The 20,263-nt window shown below is 48.8% G+C and carries 24 protein-coding genes; 1 reads left to right on the top strand and 23 read right to left on the bottom strand.

Annotated elements, in window-relative coordinates:
* The 20 genes from FH749_09200 to FH749_09105 all read right to left on the bottom strand — a co-directional run bounded on the left by FH749_09200 (position 1) and on the right by FH749_09105 (position 16,090).
* Entirely contained in the window at positions 1 to 1,170 is a 1,170-nt protein-coding gene (locus FH749_09200; GenBank protein ID MTI95652.1) for a hypothetical protein, read from the bottom strand.
* Complete coding sequence (gene yqfC, locus FH749_09195; protein MTI95651.1) at positions 1,167 to 1,454, bottom strand: sporulation protein YqfC; 288 nt, start codon at positions 1,452 to 1,454, stop codon at positions 1,167 to 1,169. The genes FH749_09200 and yqfC overlap by 4 nt, the downstream gene beginning before the upstream one ends.
* Positions 1,455 to 1,525: 71 nt before the next feature.
* A complete protein-coding gene (locus FH749_09190) occupies positions 1,526 to 1,867 on the bottom strand; it encodes a hypothetical protein (protein ID MTI95650.1) in 342 nt (113 codons plus the stop codon).
* A 9-nt stretch (positions 1,868 to 1,876) separates the two neighbouring features.
* Positions 1,877 to 2,872 (bottom strand): UPF0365 family protein, encoded by a 996-nt coding sequence (locus FH749_09185; protein ID MTI95649.1) that lies wholly within the window; start codon positions 2,870 to 2,872, stop codon positions 1,877 to 1,879.
* 61 nt (positions 2,873 to 2,933) lie between these two features.
* Positions 2,934 to 4,250: a nodulation protein NfeD gene (locus FH749_09180; protein MTI95648.1), complete on the bottom strand. Its 1,317-nt coding sequence runs from the start codon at positions 4,248 to 4,250 to the stop codon at positions 2,934 to 2,936.
* 91 nt (positions 4,251 to 4,341) lie between these two features.
* Positions 4,342 to 4,791 carry a GatB/YqeY domain-containing protein gene (locus FH749_09175; GenBank protein ID MTI95647.1) on the bottom strand — a complete coding sequence of 150 codons (450 nt, stop codon included), beginning with the start codon at positions 4,789 to 4,791 and terminating at the stop codon, positions 4,342 to 4,344.
* A 16-nt stretch (positions 4,792 to 4,807) separates the two neighbouring features.
* Positions 4,808 to 4,987 (bottom strand): 30S ribosomal protein S21, encoded by a 180-nt coding sequence (locus tag FH749_09170; protein MTI95646.1) that lies wholly within the window; start codon positions 4,985 to 4,987, stop codon positions 4,808 to 4,810.
* Positions 4,988 to 5,071: 84 nt separating this feature from the next.
* Positions 5,072 to 5,410: a histidine triad nucleotide-binding protein gene (locus FH749_09165; GenBank protein ID MTI95645.1), complete on the bottom strand. Its 339-nt coding sequence runs from the start codon at positions 5,408 to 5,410 to the stop codon at positions 5,072 to 5,074.
* An 87-nt stretch (positions 5,411 to 5,497) separates the two neighbouring features.
* Positions 5,498 to 5,941, bottom strand: a complete 444-nt coding sequence (locus tag FH749_09160; GenBank protein MTI95644.1) for a hypothetical protein — start codon at positions 5,939 to 5,941, stop codon at positions 5,498 to 5,500.
* Positions 5,942 to 5,997: 56 nt separating this feature from the next.
* Positions 5,998 to 7,518, bottom strand: coding sequence for a tRNA (N(6)-L-threonylcarbamoyladenosine(37)-C(2))-methylthiotransferase MtaB (mtaB, locus tag FH749_09155; GenBank protein MTI95643.1), 1,521 nt, complete (start codon positions 7,516 to 7,518; stop codon positions 5,998 to 6,000).
* Positions 7,293 to 8,003, bottom strand: coding sequence for a 16S rRNA (uracil(1498)-N(3))-methyltransferase (locus FH749_09150; protein ID MTI95642.1), 711 nt, complete (start codon positions 8,001 to 8,003; stop codon positions 7,293 to 7,295). Before FH749_09150 ends, mtaB begins: the two co-directional genes overlap by 226 nt.
* Positions 8,000 to 8,851 carry a 50S ribosomal protein L11 methyltransferase gene (locus FH749_09145; protein MTI95641.1) on the bottom strand — a complete coding sequence of 284 codons (852 nt, stop codon included), beginning with the start codon at positions 8,849 to 8,851 and terminating at the stop codon, positions 8,000 to 8,002. The genes FH749_09150 and FH749_09145 overlap by 4 nt, the downstream gene beginning before the upstream one ends.
* Positions 8,838 to 9,968 carry a molecular chaperone DnaJ gene (dnaJ, locus tag FH749_09140; GenBank protein ID MTI95640.1) on the bottom strand — a complete coding sequence of 377 codons (1,131 nt, stop codon included), beginning with the start codon at positions 9,966 to 9,968 and terminating at the stop codon, positions 8,838 to 8,840. The genes FH749_09145 and dnaJ overlap by 14 nt, the downstream gene beginning before the upstream one ends.
* 62 nt (positions 9,969 to 10,030) lie before the next feature.
* Positions 10,031 to 11,842, bottom strand: coding sequence for a molecular chaperone DnaK (gene dnaK / locus FH749_09135; GenBank protein ID MTI95639.1), 1,812 nt, complete (start codon positions 11,840 to 11,842; stop codon positions 10,031 to 10,033).
* Complete coding sequence (locus FH749_09130; GenBank protein ID MTI95638.1) at positions 11,835 to 12,356, bottom strand: nucleotide exchange factor GrpE; 522 nt, start codon at positions 12,354 to 12,356, stop codon at positions 11,835 to 11,837. Before FH749_09130 ends, dnaK begins: the two co-directional genes overlap by 8 nt.
* On the bottom strand, positions 12,349 to 13,440 hold the full coding sequence (gene hrcA, locus FH749_09125; GenBank protein MTI95637.1) for a heat-inducible transcription repressor HrcA: 1,092 nt from the start codon (positions 13,438 to 13,440) through the stop codon (positions 12,349 to 12,351). The genes FH749_09130 and hrcA overlap by 8 nt, the downstream gene beginning before the upstream one ends.
* On the bottom strand, positions 13,440 to 13,694 hold the full coding sequence (locus tag FH749_09120; GenBank protein ID MTI95636.1) for a hypothetical protein: 255 nt from the start codon (positions 13,692 to 13,694) through the stop codon (positions 13,440 to 13,442). Before FH749_09120 ends, hrcA begins: the two co-directional genes overlap by 1 nt.
* A gap of 67 nt (positions 13,695 to 13,761) precedes the next feature.
* A complete protein-coding gene (locus FH749_09115; protein MTI95635.1) occupies positions 13,762 to 14,721 on the bottom strand; it encodes a hypothetical protein in 960 nt (319 codons plus the stop codon).
* A 54-nt stretch (positions 14,722 to 14,775) separates the two neighbouring features.
* A complete protein-coding gene (locus tag FH749_09110) occupies positions 14,776 to 15,750 on the bottom strand; it encodes a GPR endopeptidase (GenBank protein ID MTI95634.1) in 975 nt (324 codons plus the stop codon).
* Between the two features lie 13 nt (positions 15,751 to 15,763).
* Positions 15,764 to 16,090 (bottom strand): phage holin family protein, encoded by a 327-nt coding sequence (locus FH749_09105; GenBank protein ID MTI95633.1) that lies wholly within the window; start codon positions 16,088 to 16,090, stop codon positions 15,764 to 15,766.
* 130 nt (positions 16,091 to 16,220) lie between these two features.
* Here FH749_09105 and rpsT point away from each other — a divergent pair, with 130 nt between their 5' ends.
* Entirely contained in the window at positions 16,221 to 16,472 is a 252-nt protein-coding gene (gene rpsT / locus FH749_09100; GenBank protein MTI95632.1) for a 30S ribosomal protein S20, read from the top strand.
* A gap of 28 nt (positions 16,473 to 16,500) precedes the next feature.
* Here the strand turns inward: rpsT and holA are convergent, their stop codons facing one another.
* Genes holA through pyrR form a run of 3 tightly spaced genes read right to left on the bottom strand, consistent with a single transcriptional unit; the run spans position 16,501 to position 20,086 of the window.
* Positions 16,501 to 17,415, bottom strand: coding sequence for a DNA polymerase III subunit delta (holA, locus tag FH749_09095; GenBank protein ID MTI95631.1), 915 nt, complete (start codon positions 17,413 to 17,415; stop codon positions 16,501 to 16,503).
* Entirely contained in the window at positions 17,352 to 19,556 is a 2,205-nt protein-coding gene (locus FH749_09090) for a DNA internalization-related competence protein ComEC/Rec2 (GenBank protein ID MTI95630.1), read from the bottom strand. The genes holA and FH749_09090 overlap by 64 nt, the downstream gene beginning before the upstream one ends.
* Positions 19,553 to 20,086, bottom strand: coding sequence for a bifunctional pyr operon transcriptional regulator/uracil phosphoribosyltransferase PyrR (gene pyrR, locus FH749_09085; protein MTI95629.1), 534 nt, complete (start codon positions 20,084 to 20,086; stop codon positions 19,553 to 19,555). Before pyrR ends, FH749_09090 begins: the two co-directional genes overlap by 4 nt.
* Positions 20,087 to 20,263 lie beyond the last annotated feature (177 nt).

Here is a 20,263-nt window from a genome sequence, read left to right as displayed (position 1 = left end):
TCAATTGCCTCCTTCATGGCCATCTTCAATGCCAATATTAACCTCCAGCTCGAGGTATACTTTTACACGAAAAATATCTTCGTGTTCAAGCGTAATATCCTTAATCTCTTTTTTCAATAGCTCCGCATCAGTGTAGGTTTGCAGGTGAAGGGATATCAAGGCCCGTTCCTCTGCCAATCTTCTGGCCTCTTCGGGTGAATATTCTGTGGTTACCGCTTCAATCTCCGTGTATGTGCGCTCAACCAACTGCACCGGCAGCCAACTATTCCAGCGAATATCTGTGCTTGATTCTTCAGTATTATATAGTTCATATTTGGGCTTGCGCCCGGAAATCAGTAGACGACGTTCACCAAATTCAATAAATTTTTGCACCTGGGTATTACCTGTGGGGATAAACTCTGTTTCTGCGAGCGCGCACTCGCCATAACCCTCAAGGTAAACAGTTGCTTTAACATTGCCGGAGGCATGAACTACATTCTCGCCCTCCCGGTATCCAGCTATCAAGACATCGCCGACAACGACTGTCATGCCCGGCTCAACCAAGGGCCTGCCCTGAAGTACCATTATTGCCGATATTATACCATCATAAGCAGCAACTATGTCAATGGGAGTATCTATCTCCTTGGGAACCGGCTCCTTCTCCACTACTGTTATTTTAACATAAGTCCCCTGCCTTTCGACGGCTGCCCACGCAATTTGGGGAAATTCTATAATTATTCCGGATTCCAACGTATCAAAATCCAGCCGGCGATGTAGACTGCCCCGGTATAAACCGTGCTCTTCTACAAATTCTAGAAATTCATCCTCTTTGATAGTTTCAAGGCCGCTAATTTCAAGAGTCCACACGAACCCAGCCAGCCAATAGACCAAGAGCCAAAAACAAAAAAAACCAGCAATCAGCAATTTGCGGCGACGTAAAGTCCGCAACCAGATATAGAGCCCGCCGCGCCAAAGCACTTCCAGCGAACTTCCCGTTTTATGATGCAGACCCCAGGATTTTCGGTAGCTGAAAACATCGGTACTGAACTCCAACCAACCATCACCGACGATGATATCCCACATACCGATATCGTTAGCGACGAGAATATTCACCATCTTTTCCGGAAAAGGAGTTTGACTGCGTACCCGGACATAACCAACTAACCAACCGAGAAATTTTCGGCCTATCATTGTCCATCGAGTCCTTCCAGGTTTATTTCAGTAATTGTGCCTTCCACGTAAATATCATCACTGTATACAGTGCGCAAGCGTAGTCCGTTTCCCTTGATCACAACTTCGCCGCCATTGACGCTAATCTTAACAGCAGTGTCCGTATACAGGGTGATTCCCCGATGGTTTTCCACATAAACCTGGATATTTCCAATGACTGTAATCCGATGCAAATCCATAACTACATCAGGCGGAAACTCAAATACATCAGCCATCTTTTTTTTCACTTTTTTACTCACAGGCATTCACCTCTTGTAAAAAACTATGCCTGCGAAAACACTGGTAGCACATAAAAAACGCAGAAAAAAGCCGGAGATTAGTTTCTCCGGCTCATCAATCTGTGGGGATTTCTAGAACGTGGTTTGCCTAGAATTTCGGCCATGATAATACCGTTAACCACATCCTGTGTATCCAGCACCCAAGGGCCGCCATCTTGATCATCATCTAAATCTTCCACCATCAATGGCGCTTCTTCCTGACGCAAATCAACTTTTGGTTTTGGAGCTGTTTGCGCACCACGGAGCTCTGCTTCGGTCGCCTCCGGCATTTCTACCAGGGGCCGCACCGGTGTCCGCTGGGGCTGTTTAGGTGGTTCCTGGTTCAGGGACTTAATTACCATCCAGATAATGCCGATGGCAAACAGAATAAGTATTTCCATTTTAGTTTCCTACTTGTTACCTTTGTCGTTGGAACCGCCCTTACCGGACTTACCTATGGAATCCCGCATCTGGGTATCAGCCACTACATTTTGTAGGTTGTAGTAATCGAGGGCACCCAGCTTACCTTCACGCAACGCGGTGGAAAGGGCTTTCGGAACCTCTGCCTCGGCTTCCACAACTTTCGCGCGCATTTCCTGGACAGATGCCTTCATCTCCTGCTCCTTAGCTACAGCCATTGCACGGCGCTCTTCTGCCTTTGCTTGGGCGATCCGCTTGTCGGCTTCCGCCTGATCGGTTTGCAGCTGGGCACCAATATTCTTGCCTACATCGACATCGGCAATATCGATGGAAAGGATCTGAAACGCGGTTCCAGCATCCAAAGAACGATCAAGTACGTTTTTGGAAATTAAATCAGGATTCTCCAGCACTTGCTTATGGGTGCTAGCAGAACCGATGGTGGTGACAATACCTTCGCCAACTCGTGCGATAATCGTTTCTTCGCCGGCGCCACCAACCAAACGATCGATATTGGCCCGCACAGTAACCCGGGCTTTGGCCTTGACTTCAATGCCATCCTTGGCCACAGCGGCAACGATTGGGGTTTCAATAACCTTAGGGTTGACGCTCATCTGGACAGCGGTGAGCACGTCACGGCCTGCAAGATCGATAGCAGCAGCCCGTTCAAAACCCAGTTCGATATTTGCCCGCTGGGAGGCAATCAATGCGTTAATCACCCGGTCCACATTCCCACCAGCCAGGTAATGTCCTTCAAGCTTGTCGATACTGACAGTCAGTCCAGCCTTGGTAGCCTTAATCATCGGCGCGATTATCCGCGCAGGGATAACCCTCCGCAGACGCATACCAATAAGAGTTGGCAGGCCGACACGAACTCCTGCCGCCCAGGCGCTAATCCAGAGACCAACCGGGATAAAGCTAAAGAGCAGCGAAAGTACAAGTATCCCGAGAACAATCGCAACAAACACAAACGCTATTTCTGGACCCATAACAATCTCCCTTCCAAATCTTAAATTTTTTATTGCTGTGCAAAAGCACAATTACAACCAGTTACTCTTTCTTTTCAAATACCACAACTTCCGCGCCGGAATAACCGCTGACAAAAATTACGGTGTCCCGAGGGATATATGAGCCTTGGGTAATTGCATCAATCCGTTCGCCATTACTGAGCTCAACCGTGCCGCTTGGCCTTAAGGGGGTAACAGTTACACCCTCCATGCCAATATGTGATGTAATATCCTTAGGCCCCACATATCCTTCCTCTTTAGACTCAGAGGAACTGAGCACCAGGCGTTGCCACAGGGTGCTACGCCTCAAAAACCGGAAGGCGACGGCAATAATCACCACGGCAAACAGTGTCGCCCAGCCCAAAGTTTTAAAGCCCTGCTCCACAGTTTCCGCTGAGAGAATGATACTAAAGGCCACAGCAACCAGACCAACTATACCTAAGACGCCGAATCCGGCGATAAAGATTTCTGCCGCCAAAAACACTATGCCCAGCAGAAACACGGCAATATGTTCCCAGTGTGCAAACCCGGCAACAAGATGACCACCGAAATAAAGGGCAAATGCTGCCACCGAGATAGAACCGGCGACTCCAAAACCGGCGGTGAATAGCTCAATGAACAATGCGGCAATCGCCACCGATAACAGAAGCGGACTAATTAATGGTCCGGTCAGCCAGCGGGCAATTCCATCGGCCCGGGAGGGCTGATATTCGATAGTTTCTCTACCAGCAAGGCCCACTTCCTCAAGAACCTCCGTACGGCTATTGACAATTGCCTCGGTATATCCCAAATCATATGCCTCTTGAGAAGTAAGGGTCAACAGCTCTCCGCGACCCACGATACCATCAATCTGTTTTTCAGGCCGAACCATCGCCGAGGCAATTTCAGGATCGCGGCCGTTACGCTCTGCAGCCGAACGAACCGCCTTCTCAACAGCAGAAAAAGTCTTCTCGTCAGCAGGCGCACCTTCGCCAGTAACGGGCATAATCGACCCCATGGTGCTGCCGGCATTCATATAAAGCTCATCACAGGCCAGGGCTATGTAACCACCGGCTGAAAGAGCGTACGTGCGTACATACGCATAGACGGGTATGCCAGTCTGGATTATAACATCGCCGATATCAAACGCTGCCAGCACAAAGCCGCCAGGTGTGGTAATTTCCAGGATAATCGCCTCAGCTCCGGCATTTTCCGCCGACTCAAAAGCGCGTTGCAAATAAGTGGGCAGGTAATTATCCACTTCTCCATCCAAGCGGACTATTTGCACACTGCCCTCCTGGGCCTCACCGACAGCCGGCAGAAACAAAGACACACATAAGATGACTGCCAGATAAATGATAATTCTCGTTTTCCTAGACATGTTACACCTCCCCTGAACTATTACTAATAAATTAATATTCGTCAAAATGCTGGATTTATCCTGCTCTAAAAGTAAATAACCGGTCTCCCGGTTATTTACTGATTAATTTCCGGGCAAAAGCAGAAACCTGCTTTCCATCAGCCCGTCCCTTGACCTGGGGCATAACGATTCCCATGACTTTGCCGATATCGGCAGGGGTCGAGGCCCCGGTCTCGGTTATTGCAGCGCTGACAAGTTCTGTAAGTTCTGTCTCACTCAGTGGTTCTGGTAAGTAGCGGCTGATTATCGCTACTTCCTGTTCAAGATTTTTCGCCGTCTCAGCGCGCCCCGCTTTTACATAATCAGCGGCCGCATCGCGGCGTTTCTTGGCCTCCCGGGACAAAACATCAATAACCTGCTCCTCATTTAAAGAGGAACCTGCTGCAATTTCTGCATATTTGATTTCTGAGCGGAGCATCCGAATTACTGAGAGGGTGAACTTATCCTTCTCTTTCATGGCAGCTTTCATATCCTGATCGAGGATATTAATAATTTCAACCATTTGCCCTGCTCCTTAATTAAAATCTTCTTTTTTTGCGTCGTGCTGCTTCTGACTTCTTCTTCCGCTTGACGCTGGGTTTCTCATAATGCTCCCGCTTGCGGACCTCTGACAAAACGCCGGACTTTTGACACTGACGTTTAAACCGGCGCAGGGCGTTATCCAAAGATTCGTTTTTGCCTACCTTTACTTCAGACACGTGTTTCTACCCTCCCCTCAAAAAAACCGACAACTGTTGCACGCAGTAAATTATACCCTTGTTTTTGGTTAGCTGTCAACTTATTTAGCCCGGAGGCCACTGTAACTCCCTACCGGACAGTACATGGAAATGAACATGCCCCACGGTTTGACCGGCCAAGCGCCCTGTATTTATCACGACCCGGAAACCGTTTTCCTGCCCGTAGCGTTTACCAAGCTCGGAGGCTTTGGCCAGCAGTCGACCCATAAGCGGAGCTTCAAACTCGGGGGCAGTGAGATCCTGGTAGTGTTTTGCCGGAATTACCAGCAAATGCACCGGCGCCTGCGGGTTAATATCCTTGATGACGATTATTTCGTCGTCCCGGTAAATTGCTTCCGAGTCGATTTCGCCACTAGCAATTTTACAAAAAATACAGTCAGACATTGATATCACCTCCTGAACCCTATGTTAATATTTCTAGATATATTTCCCAAATCCTGCATAAAAATTAAACGCCCGTTCACTGGGCGTCTAATTAGACGTTAGTTCGAATTTAATATCCATGCCTCCCCCAGGCAGGTGAGTCCGATCAATAACAATCAGTTGATATGTGTCTTTTCGCTCTAAAGCAGCAATTGACACAACACCTTCATCAGAAATCGCAGTACTCCGCGCCTGACAGTTTAGCAAAAGCAAGGCGATTTCGGTGTCGGGATTAAAATCATAGTCACTGAGACCTATTCCCAGTGTTCCATGAACAGAAACCCACATATCCCAATCGCTGATCACGATAATCTCGTTACCCGACAAAAGCGAACCCTGGCCGACACTGCGGTAAGGAATTGTATCTGCCTCATGGGTTACAGGCGAAACCGGCCCGGACAGTCCGTCATAAACCGATACAGCCAAGAGCATCAAAAACAATACCGCCAGCGGCAGCAGCCGTTTGGCCTCAACAACGATTAATCTGGTCATAACATTACCTCCCATTTTTTGCGAGGTAATGTATATATATGATTATGGACTCTTGCTTATACCATTTGTCCCTTCAACTCTCCGTTGAACTGACTGGTAATCTTAACAGGCAGGATACTGCCGGGTTCTGCCTCTGCGGCGCAATGGATTCGCACATAACGCTCGCCATAGCCAACCATGTAACCTTCATCCACCGGACTCGGTTCCTCTATTAATACCGATTCTTCAAACCCAACTAAAGAATTGGCATAGCGTAGCGCGGAACCGTGTCCGGCATCAATCAAGATTTCGCTACGGCTATTTTTCAGTTGGGGAGCAATTTGCTCCTTGAATTTTGCCGCCGGAGTGCCCTGCCGGGCAGAAAACCGAAACACATGGAGCTTGCAAAACTCAACAGCTTCAACCAACTCTACTGTTTGCAGAAAATCAGCATCAGATTCGCCGGGAAAACCGACAATGATGTCAGTGGAAAAAGACGGCTTATTAAACTTATTCTTAAGGCCGGCAATCAAATCCAAATAATCTTTACGTTGATATTTCCGTCCCATGCGCCTGAGAATATTGTCACTCCCGCTTTGCAAAGGGATATGAAAATGTTTGCAGACCCTGGGGTTACCGGCAATGGCATCGATCAAATCAGCGTTGAAATCGGTGGGCTCCACCGAACTAATCCGGACACGAACATCGACAGGCAAAACGTCCAGGGCGCGAATCACCGCTGCCAGAGAGCGGCCGTCAACAGTTTCCCGCCCATAGGAAGTCAAGTTGATACCGGTAAGAACAATTTCACCATACCCTTTGGCCGCCAGCTCTTGAGCCCGCTCCACAACCTGGGCCACCGGCATGCTCCGCAATCCGCCCCGGGCCATTGGCACAATGCAATATGTGCAAAACCGCTGGCACCCTTCCTGGATTTTAAGGGTCGCACGATGCCTACTGGCGGTCACCGCCACCGGCAATTCATCAAAGCTCTCAAGTGGGTGCACCACCACCCGCCGTTGGTTGCCTTGTATAGCCTTTTCGACAATGTTAACAATTTCTCGCTTGTGGCTGTTCCCCACCACCAAATCAACTTCGGCCATTTCACTCAACTCACCGGAAGCAGTTTGGGGATAACAGCCCAGGGCAACAACACAGGCCGCATTATTGCGCCGACGCGCCTGTCGTAATAGTTGACGGGATTTCCGACTACCCAGGTGGGTTACAGTGCAGGTATTAACAATATAAACATCTGCATGCTCGGAAAAATTAACAATATCATGGCCTGCGTTGGTAAATAATTGTTCAATTCCTGCCGATTCGTCCTGATTAACTTTACAACCCAAAGTGGTAATTGCGATTTTAATCGGTTTCACCCCAATTCGCCTGCAGCAAAGAGCACACAGGTTAACATGGCAATGGCAGCAGTTTCGGCCCGCAATATTCGTGGCCCCAGACTCACCTGCTGCCAGCCAGCCTGGGTCAAAATCTCTGCTTCTTCTTCGGTAAGCCCGCCCTCGGGGCCCACGAGAATTCTTAGGGCGCCGGTAACAGAAGCTGTCAAACGGGACAGCCCGGGATCTTTGGCCTCCTCCCATGCGAACAGAGACAGACGGTCACCGCCAGGCAATTGTTCCAAATTCTTCATCCCAACGATCTCCGGTATCCGGGTACGTCGACACTGCTGCACAGCGTTGACAGCGATTGTCTGCCATCGGGCCAGCTTGCGTTGGAAACTCCCCGTCACCTTGACAACACTACGGGCAGCGGAGTAAAGAACAATCCTTTGCACTCCCAATTCAACACTTTTCTGGATAACCCATTCCAGTTTATCACCTTTTAGCAGCGGTAAGCATAACTCGACATCGATCTGCGGCTCATTATCGGCAATTGCAGCTGTCATCTCCAAATGGCAATGTTCAGACTGGAGAACAGCCAAGTATCCTTGGCCTTGCTGATCAATCAAAACAAACTTGTCCCCGGGACTAAGGCGCAGCACTGTCTGCAAATAATGCAGCTGCTCCTGAGAAAGCGGAACCGCTTCTCCGGGCGCGAAATGTCCTGCAACTACCAAGCGTTTCATTGTCCAACAACCAGGCAGCCCCAACCATCTTTGGTTCGGGAACGAACAAAGATTTCAGCAGCATCAGCCTGCCGCTGTAACTGCTGGAGCTGTTCGTTGGAAAAACCGCTGAGAACCATTAAGCCGGCTTTAAGTTTATCGGCATACAAACCTAACAAAGTCAGGGCAGCGTTAAAACCAATATTTGCCACTAACAAATCAGCTTCCTGAAGCAGGTCGCCCTTTAGCGCATCGGCCTCAATAAAATTCACGCTGCAATTATTGCGCAAACTGTTTTCCCTGGCAATTCGCACTGCCATTGAATCAATTTCATAGCCGGTTACCCGATGCGCTCCCAGCTTCGCGGCGAGAATGGACAAAATCCCCGAACCGGAGCCGATATCTATGACCGTCCACCCGGGACGAACTAATTTCACAAGTTCCCGCACACAGAGCTGGGTGGTGGGATGAATACCGGTACCAAAAGCCAACCCTGGGTCCAACTCGATTACAATTGGCGAAGCGCCAGAGAAATCCAGCCAGGAAGGTTTAATTGTAACGCTGCCAATTGTCACCGGATGATAATATTTTTTCCACTCTTCCGCCCAGTCTTCTTCCTTTATCGGCGTGATACTATACTCCAGATTTTCACCCAGGTCAGAAAATAGATTTTCCAACCGGGCCAGAACATCCTCTACACCCGGGCCGCTTTGCAGATAAGCGATTGCCGAGCTCTGGGCACCCGGCCCCTGCTCAATAACCACACCACCAGCATTGGTTTCATGAAAAAAGTTTGCCACTGTTTCAATATAGTTCCCTGCCGTTGTCACCTTTATTTCAGACCAGCTCAAGTTACTACCTCCTGCCAAAAGCCCGTTTTATTCGGGTGAGAATATCGCCGTCTACATTCTCAATAGTTTCCCCGCTGTACTTGGCATATGTCCGCAAAGCTTCCCTGGCCTCGGGGCTCAGACGCTTTGGCACATCAATGCGGACTTTCACCAGTTGGTCGCCGCGGATATTCCGATTTACAGCTGGTATCCCTTTGCCCCGAATGCGGAAACTGTCGCCACTTTGGGTCCCGGGGGGAATATTCAAACGTTGGACGCCATCAAGTGTGGGCACATCCAATTCAACCCCCAGGGCCGCCTGGGCAAGGCCAATGGGAACATCCAAGTGCACATCCTGCCCCTTTCTAGTGAAATATTCATGGGGGCGCACAGAAACCACCAGATATAGGTCTCCGGCCGGGGCTCCTTGATGACCGGCATGGCCACCGCCGCTAACCCTGATTCGGGACCCATTATCGACGCCAGCGGGAATTTTGATCTTCTTACGCAGCTGCGTTTCCACCCGCCCCTGGCCACGGCAATTGGGACAATTCTCCTTGATCACACTGCCCTGGCCGGAACAACTGGGACAGGTTTGGACCTGTACCATCCTGCCCAACAAGGTGTTTTTTACCACACGCACTTGTCCGCTGCCCTTACACTCGGAACACTGCTGACGACTTGTGCCCGGACGGGCGCCGGAACCATGACAGTCGGAACATACGGTATAGACATGATACGAAACTTCTTTTTCGGTTCCAAAAGCGGCCTCCTCAAAACTCAAGGAGAGATCCATGCGCAAATCAGCACCTCGTTGTGGCCGCTGCCTGCCGCCTTGGCCGCCAAAACCCTGGCCAAACATCGACTCAAAGATGTCTTCAAAGTTTACTCCAAAACCGCCGTCAAAACCGCCAAAACCACCAGCTTGCTGTTCATCGCCGGTAAAGCCGTAATTATCGTATTGCTCCCGCCGGTTGGCATCGCCAATGATGTCATAGGCCTTCTTTAATTCTTTGAACTTGACTTCCGCGCTCTTATCGCCAGGATTGTGGTCCGGATGATATTTACGAGCCAGTTTCCGATATGCTTTTTTTATTTCCTCCTGGGAAGCATTTTTGCTTACACCCAGGGTCTGATAGGGATCAAATCCAGACATCGGCAACACCTCCCGCATTTAAAAAGTCAAAGCCAAGCCAGGCTTTGACTTTGGGTCCCAAATTATTTTTCTTCATCTACATCAGTGGCGTCAGCGTCAACTGTCCCCTCTTCAGCGCCAGCATCTGCCCCTTCAGCTTCTGCTGATTGCTGATAAGCCTGAGCCGATAACTCATGCATGATTTTTGTAACAGTCTCGGTTTCAGCCTCAATCTGCTGCAGGTCTTCACTCTTAATGGCCTCTTCCAACTTCGTTACGGCCGCCTCAATTTCCTGTTTACGTGCCGCATCTACTTTGTCACCCAGGTCGCTGACGGTTTTGCGAGTGCTGTAGACCAAATTGTCGGCGTTATTCTTAGCTTCCGCCAGCTTTTTGCGCTCTTCATCAGACTGGGCATACTTTTCGGCATCCTGAACCATTTTTTCGATTTCATTATCATCGAGACCGCTGGAAGCAGTGATTGTAATTTTTTGTTCCTTCTTGGTAGCCAAGTCCTTGGCGGAAACATTGACAATCCCGTTGGCGTCGATATCAAAAGAAACCTCGATCTGTGGCACACCACGGGGTGCCGGCGGAATGCCGTCCAGATGGAAGCGGCCCAAAGTTTTGTTATCGGCAGCCATCGGGCGCTCACCCTGAAGCACGTGGATTTCAACACTGGGCTGATTGTCAGAGGCAGTGGAAAAAATCTGGCTCTTTGAAGTGGGTATTGTCGTATTCCGTTCAATCAGTTTGGTAAACACGCCGCCCAGGGTTTCAATACCCAAGGACAGGGGCGTAACATCCAAAAGCAGGACATCTTTAACTTCGCCAGCCAAAACTGCGCCCTGAATTGCAGCGCCTAGGGCCACAACTTCATCGGGGTTGACCCCTTTATGGGGCTCCTTGCCGGTCATTTCCTTGATTGCATCCTGGACGGCGGGGATGCGGGTAGAGCCGCCAACCAAGATGATTTTGTCAATTTCTTCGGGCTTGAGTTTGGCATCTTCCAGCGCCTGACGCGTCGGCTTCATAGTCAACTCCACCAAATGTCTGGTGAGCTCATTAAACTTAGCCCGGGTCAAGGTCATATCCAAATGCTGCGGCCCGTCTTGGGTTGCGGTGATAAACGGTAGACTGATATTTGTTTGTAAAGTAGAGGAAAGTTCAATCTTTGCCTTTTCCGCTGCCTCAACCAAACGCTGAGCAGCAGTTTTATCTTTGCTGAGGTCAATTCCGGTTTGCTTTTTAAACTCGCTGACCATCCAATCCATTACACATTGGTCAAAATCATCGCCACCCAGGCGGTTATTGCCATTTGTTGCCTTTACCTCAAAAACGCCGTCGCCAATTTCAAGGATTGAAACATCGAAGGTACCACCACCCAGGTCAAAGACCAAAATTACCTGATCATTATCTTTATCCAGACCGTATGCCAGGGCTGCTGCTGTCGGCTCGTTAATTATACGCAGTACATTGAGACCGGCAATCTTGCCAGCATCCTTGGTTGCCTGCCGCTGGGAATCGCTGAAATAAGCGGGGACGGTAACTACCGCATCCTTTACTTCCTCGCCCAGATATTCCTCGGCGTCTTTTTTCATTTTTTGTAAGACCATTGCCGATATTTCTTGGGGAGTAAAAGATTTATCATCAATGGTTACTTTGTGATCTGTGCCCATATGCCGTTTAATTGAAGAGATTGTCCGTTCCGGGTTAACAACGGCCTGTCGCTTTGCAGTTTGTCCAACCAAACGCTCGCCATTCTTGCTGAAGGCCACCACTGAAGGAGTAAGGCGGCCACCCTCGGAGTTGACGATAACCTCCGGTTTACCCCCTTCCATCACAGCCAAAACTGAGTTTGTTGTTCCCAAATCAATACCAATTACTTTACTCATCGTCTTGTTCCTCCTTCTGTTTACTCACCTTAACCATACATGGTCTGATTAGCTTATCACCCAGCTTATAGCCCAGGCGTAAATCTTCCGTTACTATGTTGCCCGGGCAGTCCGCATCAGCATCAACAAAGGCCACCGCTTCGTGAAAAGATGGGTCAAAGCTCTCCCCTTGTGCCGAAAGGGGCTGAAGTCCCTCTGCCTGCAAAACATCCATCAACTGTTGATGAATCATTTCCATTCCCTTGAAAAAAGGATCGTCCTGCTTACCTCGATCCAGGGCAATCCGGAAATTATCCAACACCGGAAGCAGCTTGCAAACCAGGTCTTCTGTGGCCCGGGACACAATTTCCCGATTCACTCGTTCAGAGCGCTTTCGGAAATTTTCCAAATCAGCGGCCAGGCGCTTATATCTTGCCTCCAACTCCTGGCATTGCGGACAGGGTCCGGTTTCTTCTGGTTCAGCAGAATTCGCTTGTTCTTCAACTTGCTCAGGATTTTGCTTTTCTTCAGTCATTGCCAATACCTCCAAAACTATTCAAATACTCCCGCAACACCTTGATAAAACTAAGTGTCTTTGCGTAGTCCATCCGTGTAGGACCAAGAATACCAATAGTCATATTTTTGTTGTTTCGTTTAAAAGCCGTAACCACAAGACTGCAATTATTAAATGAATCGAGTCCAATCTCGGAACCGATTTTGATGATTGTATCAGCCTCGGCGCGACCTGCATTTAACAGTTGTAAAAGCAAATCGTTTTGCTCCAGTGACTGAAGCAGCTCTCGGACTTTACCGACATCGTTAAATTCTGGTTGCTGGAGCATGTTAACAGCGCCGTCCACCACCAGGTTTTCATTTTCGCTGTCCAGCATAAACTGAACCAATTTAATTATGTGGTCTACGACGGCAATATTGCCGGCAAAATCGCTCTTGATGCCCCGCAACAGCGAATCTGAAATCTGGGCAAGCGGTACCCCCTGAAGGTGGTGATTCACAAATGTTGTAAGAGCCTTGATTTGAGAAACCTGCAGCCCGTCCGGTAAAGTAACCGAACGAAACTTGACAATACCGTCATTGAGCACAACAATCATCGTTCCCAAATCATTGGTTCGGGGGATTATATCCACATGACTGATGCAGCGATCTTTGTCAGACGGTTCGGCGATCAAAGAAATGTAGCTGGTCAATGAGGAGAGCAATTTTGCAATCTGCCGGGGAAATTGGTTGGTTTCCGGGCTGACTTCTGAAATCAAGTTCTTAAGTTGAAACAAATCATCGCCAGTCAGCTCCATGTCCTCCATCAGTGAGTGCACATAAAACCTGTAGCCGTTATGTGACGGGATGCGTCCAGCAGAAGTGTGCGGCTGCTCTAAATAGCCCAGCTCCTCCAGGTCTGCCATTTCATTACGAATTGTGGCCGGACTGAGCCCGATATCATGCCGTTTGACCAGGGCCCTGGAACCAACCGGCTCTGCGGTAAAGATATAGTCCTGAATAATCGCCTTCAGAATTTGACGCTTTCTGGCATCCAGCATCGCGCTCCTCCCTTCTGTTAGCACTCGTTTAACATGAGTGCTAATCCACACTAAAAAAAATACCATTAGCGCATTGTTTTGTCAATATCTGCAGCTTGCGAACCAAGTCTAAACAAATCAATGTACAAAGGCAGCGTAAATTGGGTTTCGCCAATGGTTACTACTATATGTTCATCCTGAACAGCCAGGTTAAATAATTGCAGGCCCGGAATGTTGTAAACATTGTCCGGACCAGCTAAAACAAACCCATGGGCATACTCGATGCCGATGGTTACAAACGGGGAATCTGGTTGCTGCAGGGCGGTGAACTTTCTATCCACAATGTTGATTCCTGTCGGGACAGCAATCGCGAGTATCAGCATACAGACGAACAACAGGTTCTTCTCTTCAGCGCTCAGGATTTAACCCCTCCAGATATACTGCCACCGCGTCCGCAAACAGCTCGGCGCCATACATCGCTTCCTCTAAAGTATTATGATCGCCACCGATTTCCACTAATATTGACTGGGGATGCAAATCCTGATTATACGTTGCAAAACTATACACCCGTACTCCCCGAGTCAATCCCGGATACATCTCTTCGATAATTGCGTCCAGCGACATGGCAACCCGGTAATTTTCCCGCCAGTTTTGATGCCGTGAGCCCACTATAAACATTATCATCCCTGCTTCACGACCATTTATGCGTGCTGTAGTTGCCCCTCTCGGATTAGATCTCACCGAATCCCGGTGGACATCCATTATTAAGTTAAAGCCGGGATGGCTGGCTTTCATTTTTTTTAGCGTCTCAGCGGAACGCCGGTAGGATTCGCTGTAAATCTGGTCATGGTATGTGCGGTCATGTACGACATCGATTCCCCGGGCGGTTAGGGAGTCTGCAATAACCATTCCAAGCCGTACTACAGTTTTGTCAAAGTTTTCTGTATGTGTCACTCCCGCGGTAGAAATAAAAGATTCAGTTGTATGGGAGTGGTAAATCCCCACAAGACCGTCCACCTTAATCGCGGGCGCCTCAGGGTCTGTCGGCTGGTTAAGTCCGGGAGAGACAGGTTCTAAAGGACTGGGCTCAATAACCGGAACTTCCTCCGGGAGTTCCAGGGCGGCAAACGCGGGTAGCTGCAAGCCCAACAAGCGCCACGGTTCCACCTGAGCGCTGAGGCCACGGTTACCAAAGCCGTCGTAAAAAACCGCGGGGGCGCCCCAACTCAATAAATATGTGGGGTCAAAACCCAAAGTCATGGATAGTGGAGCAAACCACTGGCCCAAAAGTAAACTCACCAATAACAACATGCAAAGGCCAAGAATAATTGCCGGTTTAATCGCTATCTTCATTATGAACACCCCCATAAAATATAGTATGCAGGCAAAACCGAAATAATAAAAAAAAAGGGTCACATGACCCTAATTTAAATATTCCCTGGCTACCCGCGGATGTAAAGCCACATTGAGGGCATTGGCCAACAGCGACGAAATATCTTCTAATAATCGATCAACTTCTTTTGGTGTGACCATCAACAAGCCGATTGTCGGGTCCAGGACTTCTCTAATCATTTTGTGCTTGTCTTCGGTGGCGAAATCATCAAGAATCTTGAGGATATTCTCGGTGTTGGAACTCAATTCCGCCGCTTCATCACGCATCGCTTGAATCAGAAGGTCAATGACATCGTTTGTCATGGTGGCGGCATCAACTACTGTCGGAACGCCGACTGCAATCACAGGAACTCCCAGTGTATCTTTTGTCAACCCCTGACGTCTGTTGCCAACCCCTGAGCCGGGATAAATACCTGTGTCGGATATTTGTATTGTCGTGTTCAACCGATGCAGACTTCTAGCGGCTAGAGCATCAATCGCAACCACAACATCCGGTTTAACCCGCTGCACGATGCCATAGATGATTTCGCTGGTTTCGATACCGGTAATTCCCAGCACACCAGGGGCGATCGCGCATAGGTTTCGAAAGCCCGGCCCCAGTTTATCCGGATAGAGGGATTTAAGGTGCCTTGTAACATAAAGATTTTCCACGACGCTGGGGCCAAGCGAGTCGGGGGTTACATTCCAGTTTCCCAATCCCACCACCAGTACCGAGGTGTCCTCACTGAGGGGCACAATATCCTGTAACTGAGTGTTAAGGATGCCCAGTAAATGCTCTTCAAGCTGAGAGTTTTTGTCCCGCATGCCCGGAGCCTCTAATGTAACGTACTTTCCCTTGGCTTTGCCTATTTTCTCAGCTGCAGCATCCGATAGAATCTCAATTACTGAAATATCCACATCGCCTTCCCGAAAATGACGAGTGTCAATACCCTCGATTTCAGGCAACTGGCTGGTTTGGAGCAGTACCTCGTGTGCTTCGATTACCAGTCCGGTCTTTAACTCCATATTAACCTCCACGTTACCTTAACTCAGTGGGCACGAATGCGTCGATTATCCCGATAACCAAGGCAGCCAACAGGGCGCCAATGATTGAGACATTGAATTCAGGCACCAGCCATTGGGTCAGATAAATAACCACAGCTGCCGAAGCAAAGCCGGCTAAACCCCGGTTTTGAGGAGAAGCGTTTTTGCCAAACAGCGACTCCGCCAGATATCCCAAGACGCTGATTACTACTGCCGCCAGGAGAGCGGTCCCAAAACCCATTCCAGAGACACCCGGCACAAGAAATCCGACGAACATCAAAACCAAAGCAGAAACTATAAACCTAACCACTAATCTTAGCATTGTATTCCCTCCTTCTTGCTTAGATTGTCCCAGAAAAAACAAAATAATTCTGGCCGGTAAAACTTGCAATCCACCCGGAGCCGTGATAAAATCCTTATGTTGCCTATTCAGAAACAAGGAGGTGTACCAATTGCCAAATATCAAATCAGCGAAGAAGCGCGTCAAAATCAGCGCTGTTAAACGTGTACGCAACACTAGCGCCAAATCCGCCATCAAAACAACGGCAAAAAAATATGAACAAGCTGTCAACGCCGGCGAACAAGAAAAAGCCACTGTCCTTTTCCAAAAAGTTTCATCCCAGCTCGACAAAGCTGCAGCCAAAGGTATCATCCATAAAAACGCCGCTGCCCGTCGCAAATCGAGACTGGCCGCAAAACTATAAAAAAATCCCGACCAATAATCGGGATTTTTTATTTTGCTAATTTGGTGATCAGACTATGCAACAGAGCAAACGCGGGGTAAGCTCCTGTCTTAAATTTATAATCGGCTTCGGCCAAGTTCTGCAAAGCGACGGCACATTTCGCTACATCCAGGTTATTTGCCTGCTTCCACATAATTTCAAAGGCGTAGGAATGCAATTTTAAACGCTCGCTGATTTCACTGGCGCCGAAACCTTGTTTCTTTAAAAAAACAATCTGAAATAAATAACGGTATTGACGGGCGAGCATCTGGATAATATACGGAAACGCCGAAGCGCCAGTATATAACAAGCTGGCTGTTTCTAGACTGCGCTTAGTGTTGCCGGTTACCACCGCGTCCACCAATTGAAACACATTGGCCTGGACAGAGTTAGTCGCCAGCTCAGTTACGGATTCTTCAGTTATCTGTGCATTATAACTGAGCAATTTGTCAATTTCAGTGCTGAGCAATTGCAGATCCGGACCTGTCCGGGCCAAAAGCGCCCGGGCTGCCGACCGCGAAATAGTTCCCTGACGATGATTTGTCTCGTCCATCACCCAGCGCACCAGGTCACGTGGAGCGGACAAAACTTCTTCCCTGGAATGTTTGCTTACGGCTTTATACAATCCCGTACGCTTGTCCGGCTTACCCAGAGCATAAATAACTAAAACATTAGTATGGCTGGGTAGAACTCTCTCCACACTGCCGGCATCGACACCCTGCCAGCGGGTTAACTCCCCATAATCAACAATAAAGACCCTGCTCTCAGCAAACATACCCTGGGTTGCCAGCTTATCAGCCAACTCCTGCCAGGAACCGGGACGCTCGATATCCCAAATATTTTCGCCGGCAAACTTTGCAGTTAATTCCCGGATTTTGCTGCGGACAAGATATTCCGAACCACGGATGAAAAAGTTTTCGGCCATACGTCACCCCCGAAAGATTTTAAATTGTAGGACCCACCCGGCAACAACATGGCCCTGACATAGCCTTGGTGGTCAAGGCGCCAGATTTCGATATCATTGCTTGCCAAAACCTGCAGCGTATGCTCATGAGGAAACTGATAACGATTATTCAGCCCGCAACTGATTATCGCTGCTTCAGGAGCCACCGCCTCGATAAAACTATGGCTTGAGGAAGTATCACTGCCATGATGCGGCACTTTAAGAATTTGGTGATTATCCACCGACTCTTGCCAGAATTCCTCTCCGGCCAACTCTATATCCCCAGTAAGCAACACAGAAGTCTGATTAAGATCCAGCGAAGCCAAGAGCGAATTATTATTCAAGGACCCCAGATCCCTGCCTGGCGCATGGAGCATAATCCCGGCGGCCAGTTCAATTGAACCGGTCAAAGTCTGGGTACTCTCATTTATCTCTATATCAAAATCCTCATTAACCCATATAGCATCCACCGTAAATTCATCAAGAATCACCGGCAGACCGCCGACATGATCCCAATGGGGGTGTGAGATTATTACTGCCCGTAATTTGTTCACCCCAAGCTGACGAAGGGCGGGAATCAACCCCCATTGGGCGGCATACTCATCGCCAGTGTCAATCAAATACCATTGTCTCTGATTGCGAATTAGAATCGCATCGCCCTGCCCCACATCAAGAAACCAAACGGCCGGTATTGATTGCACAGCAAAATGTCCGACAAGGAGCAGTATACCGGCGCCAGCGGCTAATTTCAACCGAAAACGCGGCCACAAACGCAATGAAAGATAATAGGTTGCCAGACTGCCGCTCAGTATCGCTATAACCGGCCACGGAACCCACAGCCAGCCAGGAAGGCTTGCGAACCCGTCAACAATAGCCAACAAGCCGGCAATCAAGGGCAAAGCGAAGCCACTAGCCAGCGTCGCCGTCATACCCCCTAGACCACATAACAATGCAAAGAACATTAAAACCGGCAGCAGCGGCACAATAATTGTGTTCAACAGCACCGCCCACACAGAAACCCCGCCAAACAACCATAAGTTGAGGGGAAGCATACCAAGCTGGATTGCAGCGCTAAGGGCCAGCACCCGACGAAAGGGGTGCGGTACAAGCGCTAGCCGTGATTCAACCTGCCTTCCAAATAGTAAACAACATAAGGTAGCGCCAAAGGAAAGCAAAAAAGCGCTTTCAAATAGCCACAAAGGATTGTAGCATAAAAAAACAAAACTCACCCAGCACAGGGCCTGAACTCCTGAAGTTGATCGCCCAGTGCTGATATACCCAACTAAACTGAAACCAGTCATTGCTGCGGCCCGTAACAACGAGATACGGGGCCCTACAAAAACAATAAAGCCGATTATCAACATGCCAGTAGCGACTTCAGCAACAAATTTACGTTTTGATATCTGCCGCATCATCAGAAGGCAAAGTGCTGATAACACACTTAAATGCATGCCCGAGAGAGCAGTTATATGCCCGATACCCGTTTGATTTAAAAGTGACCGGGTGTCGGGTCCCAAGAGCGAGCGGTCACCTGTTGTCAACGCCAAGGCAACCGGGCCCGCCTCGTCACCCAAGTATGTCAAGAGATTTTGACGATAGCTTCCACGAACAGTTTCAAGCGCTGACGGATTGCGGGGTTGAACAAAGATTACTTCGCTGTCAGTAAGCCTGCCAACTTGTCTTTTAAACATATACTGGCGATAGCGCCAGAGTTCACCTGGGTTTCGGTAACGCACCGGTGGAACCAAGACTGCTTCCGCTGTGTACGTCCCTAATTCACTGACATCAGTAACTGTCACAACTGCTCCCGATAACTCTGGTGGCAACAGCACTTCTGCCTCCCAAACCATTTGCTCCCCATGTAAATATACAGGGCGATTGAGGGCAAATTGATAAGTTAATTTTTCTCCATAAAACGGTTCCGGTCTGGGAAGCGCTATAAAAGCCTGGGCCGCCAACCCAATCCCAAATAAAATCCAGGCTAGAGCTAAAAGGGATTTCGTTTTAAACCGAAGCCAGGCTCCGATGCTGATTATGGCCGCAGCAAAAGCCCAGACACCTACGCCGGTGACAAGCCCCAACGCAATTCCAACAATCAGGGCCCTCAGCGCCAGGTAGATCATTTTGCAATTACTACAGAGTCCTGTCCATCGACTTCTTCAAAACGCACACATATTATTTCGTCCCGGGCGGTCGGCACATTTTTACCCACAAAATCTGCCCGAATCGGCAGTTCCCGATGACCGCGATCGACCAATACAGCAAGCTGTATCGCCCGGGGACGCCCTAAATCGACAATTGCATCCATGGCGGCCCGGACGGTGCGGCCTGTATAGAGGACGTCATCAACCAAGACCACTATCTTTCCCTGAACTGGAAATGGAATTTCGGTCTTATGGACCACTGGCTGCTCCAATTCAGTAGTCAAATCGTCACGATAAAGAGTTATATCCAACTCTCCCACTGCCAACTCGGCACCTTCAATTGCATATATTCGTTCTTGAATCCGCCTGGCAAGCGGTACCCCCCTGGTTTTAATACCTAGCAAAACTACATTCTCGACACCTTGGTTTCTCTCGATAATTTGATGGGATATACGACTGATCGTGCGTTTGATATCTTTGTCTTCAAGAATTTTACTTTTAATTTCCATATGAGCACCTCCCTTCTACCCAAATCTGCCATCATACAGCAATCATAAGAAAAAACTTGGATAAGTTTACATAACATAAACTAGTGCGCAATTGACGCCGATATGGACAAGTAAGCGGTTTGTTGCGGCTCCCTGAAACATCTATAATTTACACTGTATTTCGATAAACTACAGAAT

The organism is Bacillota bacterium (assembly GCA_009711825.1).
Classification (GTDB): Bacteria; Bacillota; Proteinivoracia; order UBA4975; family VEMY01; genus VEMY01.
This window is presented reverse-complemented; position numbering and strand designations above follow the sequence as displayed.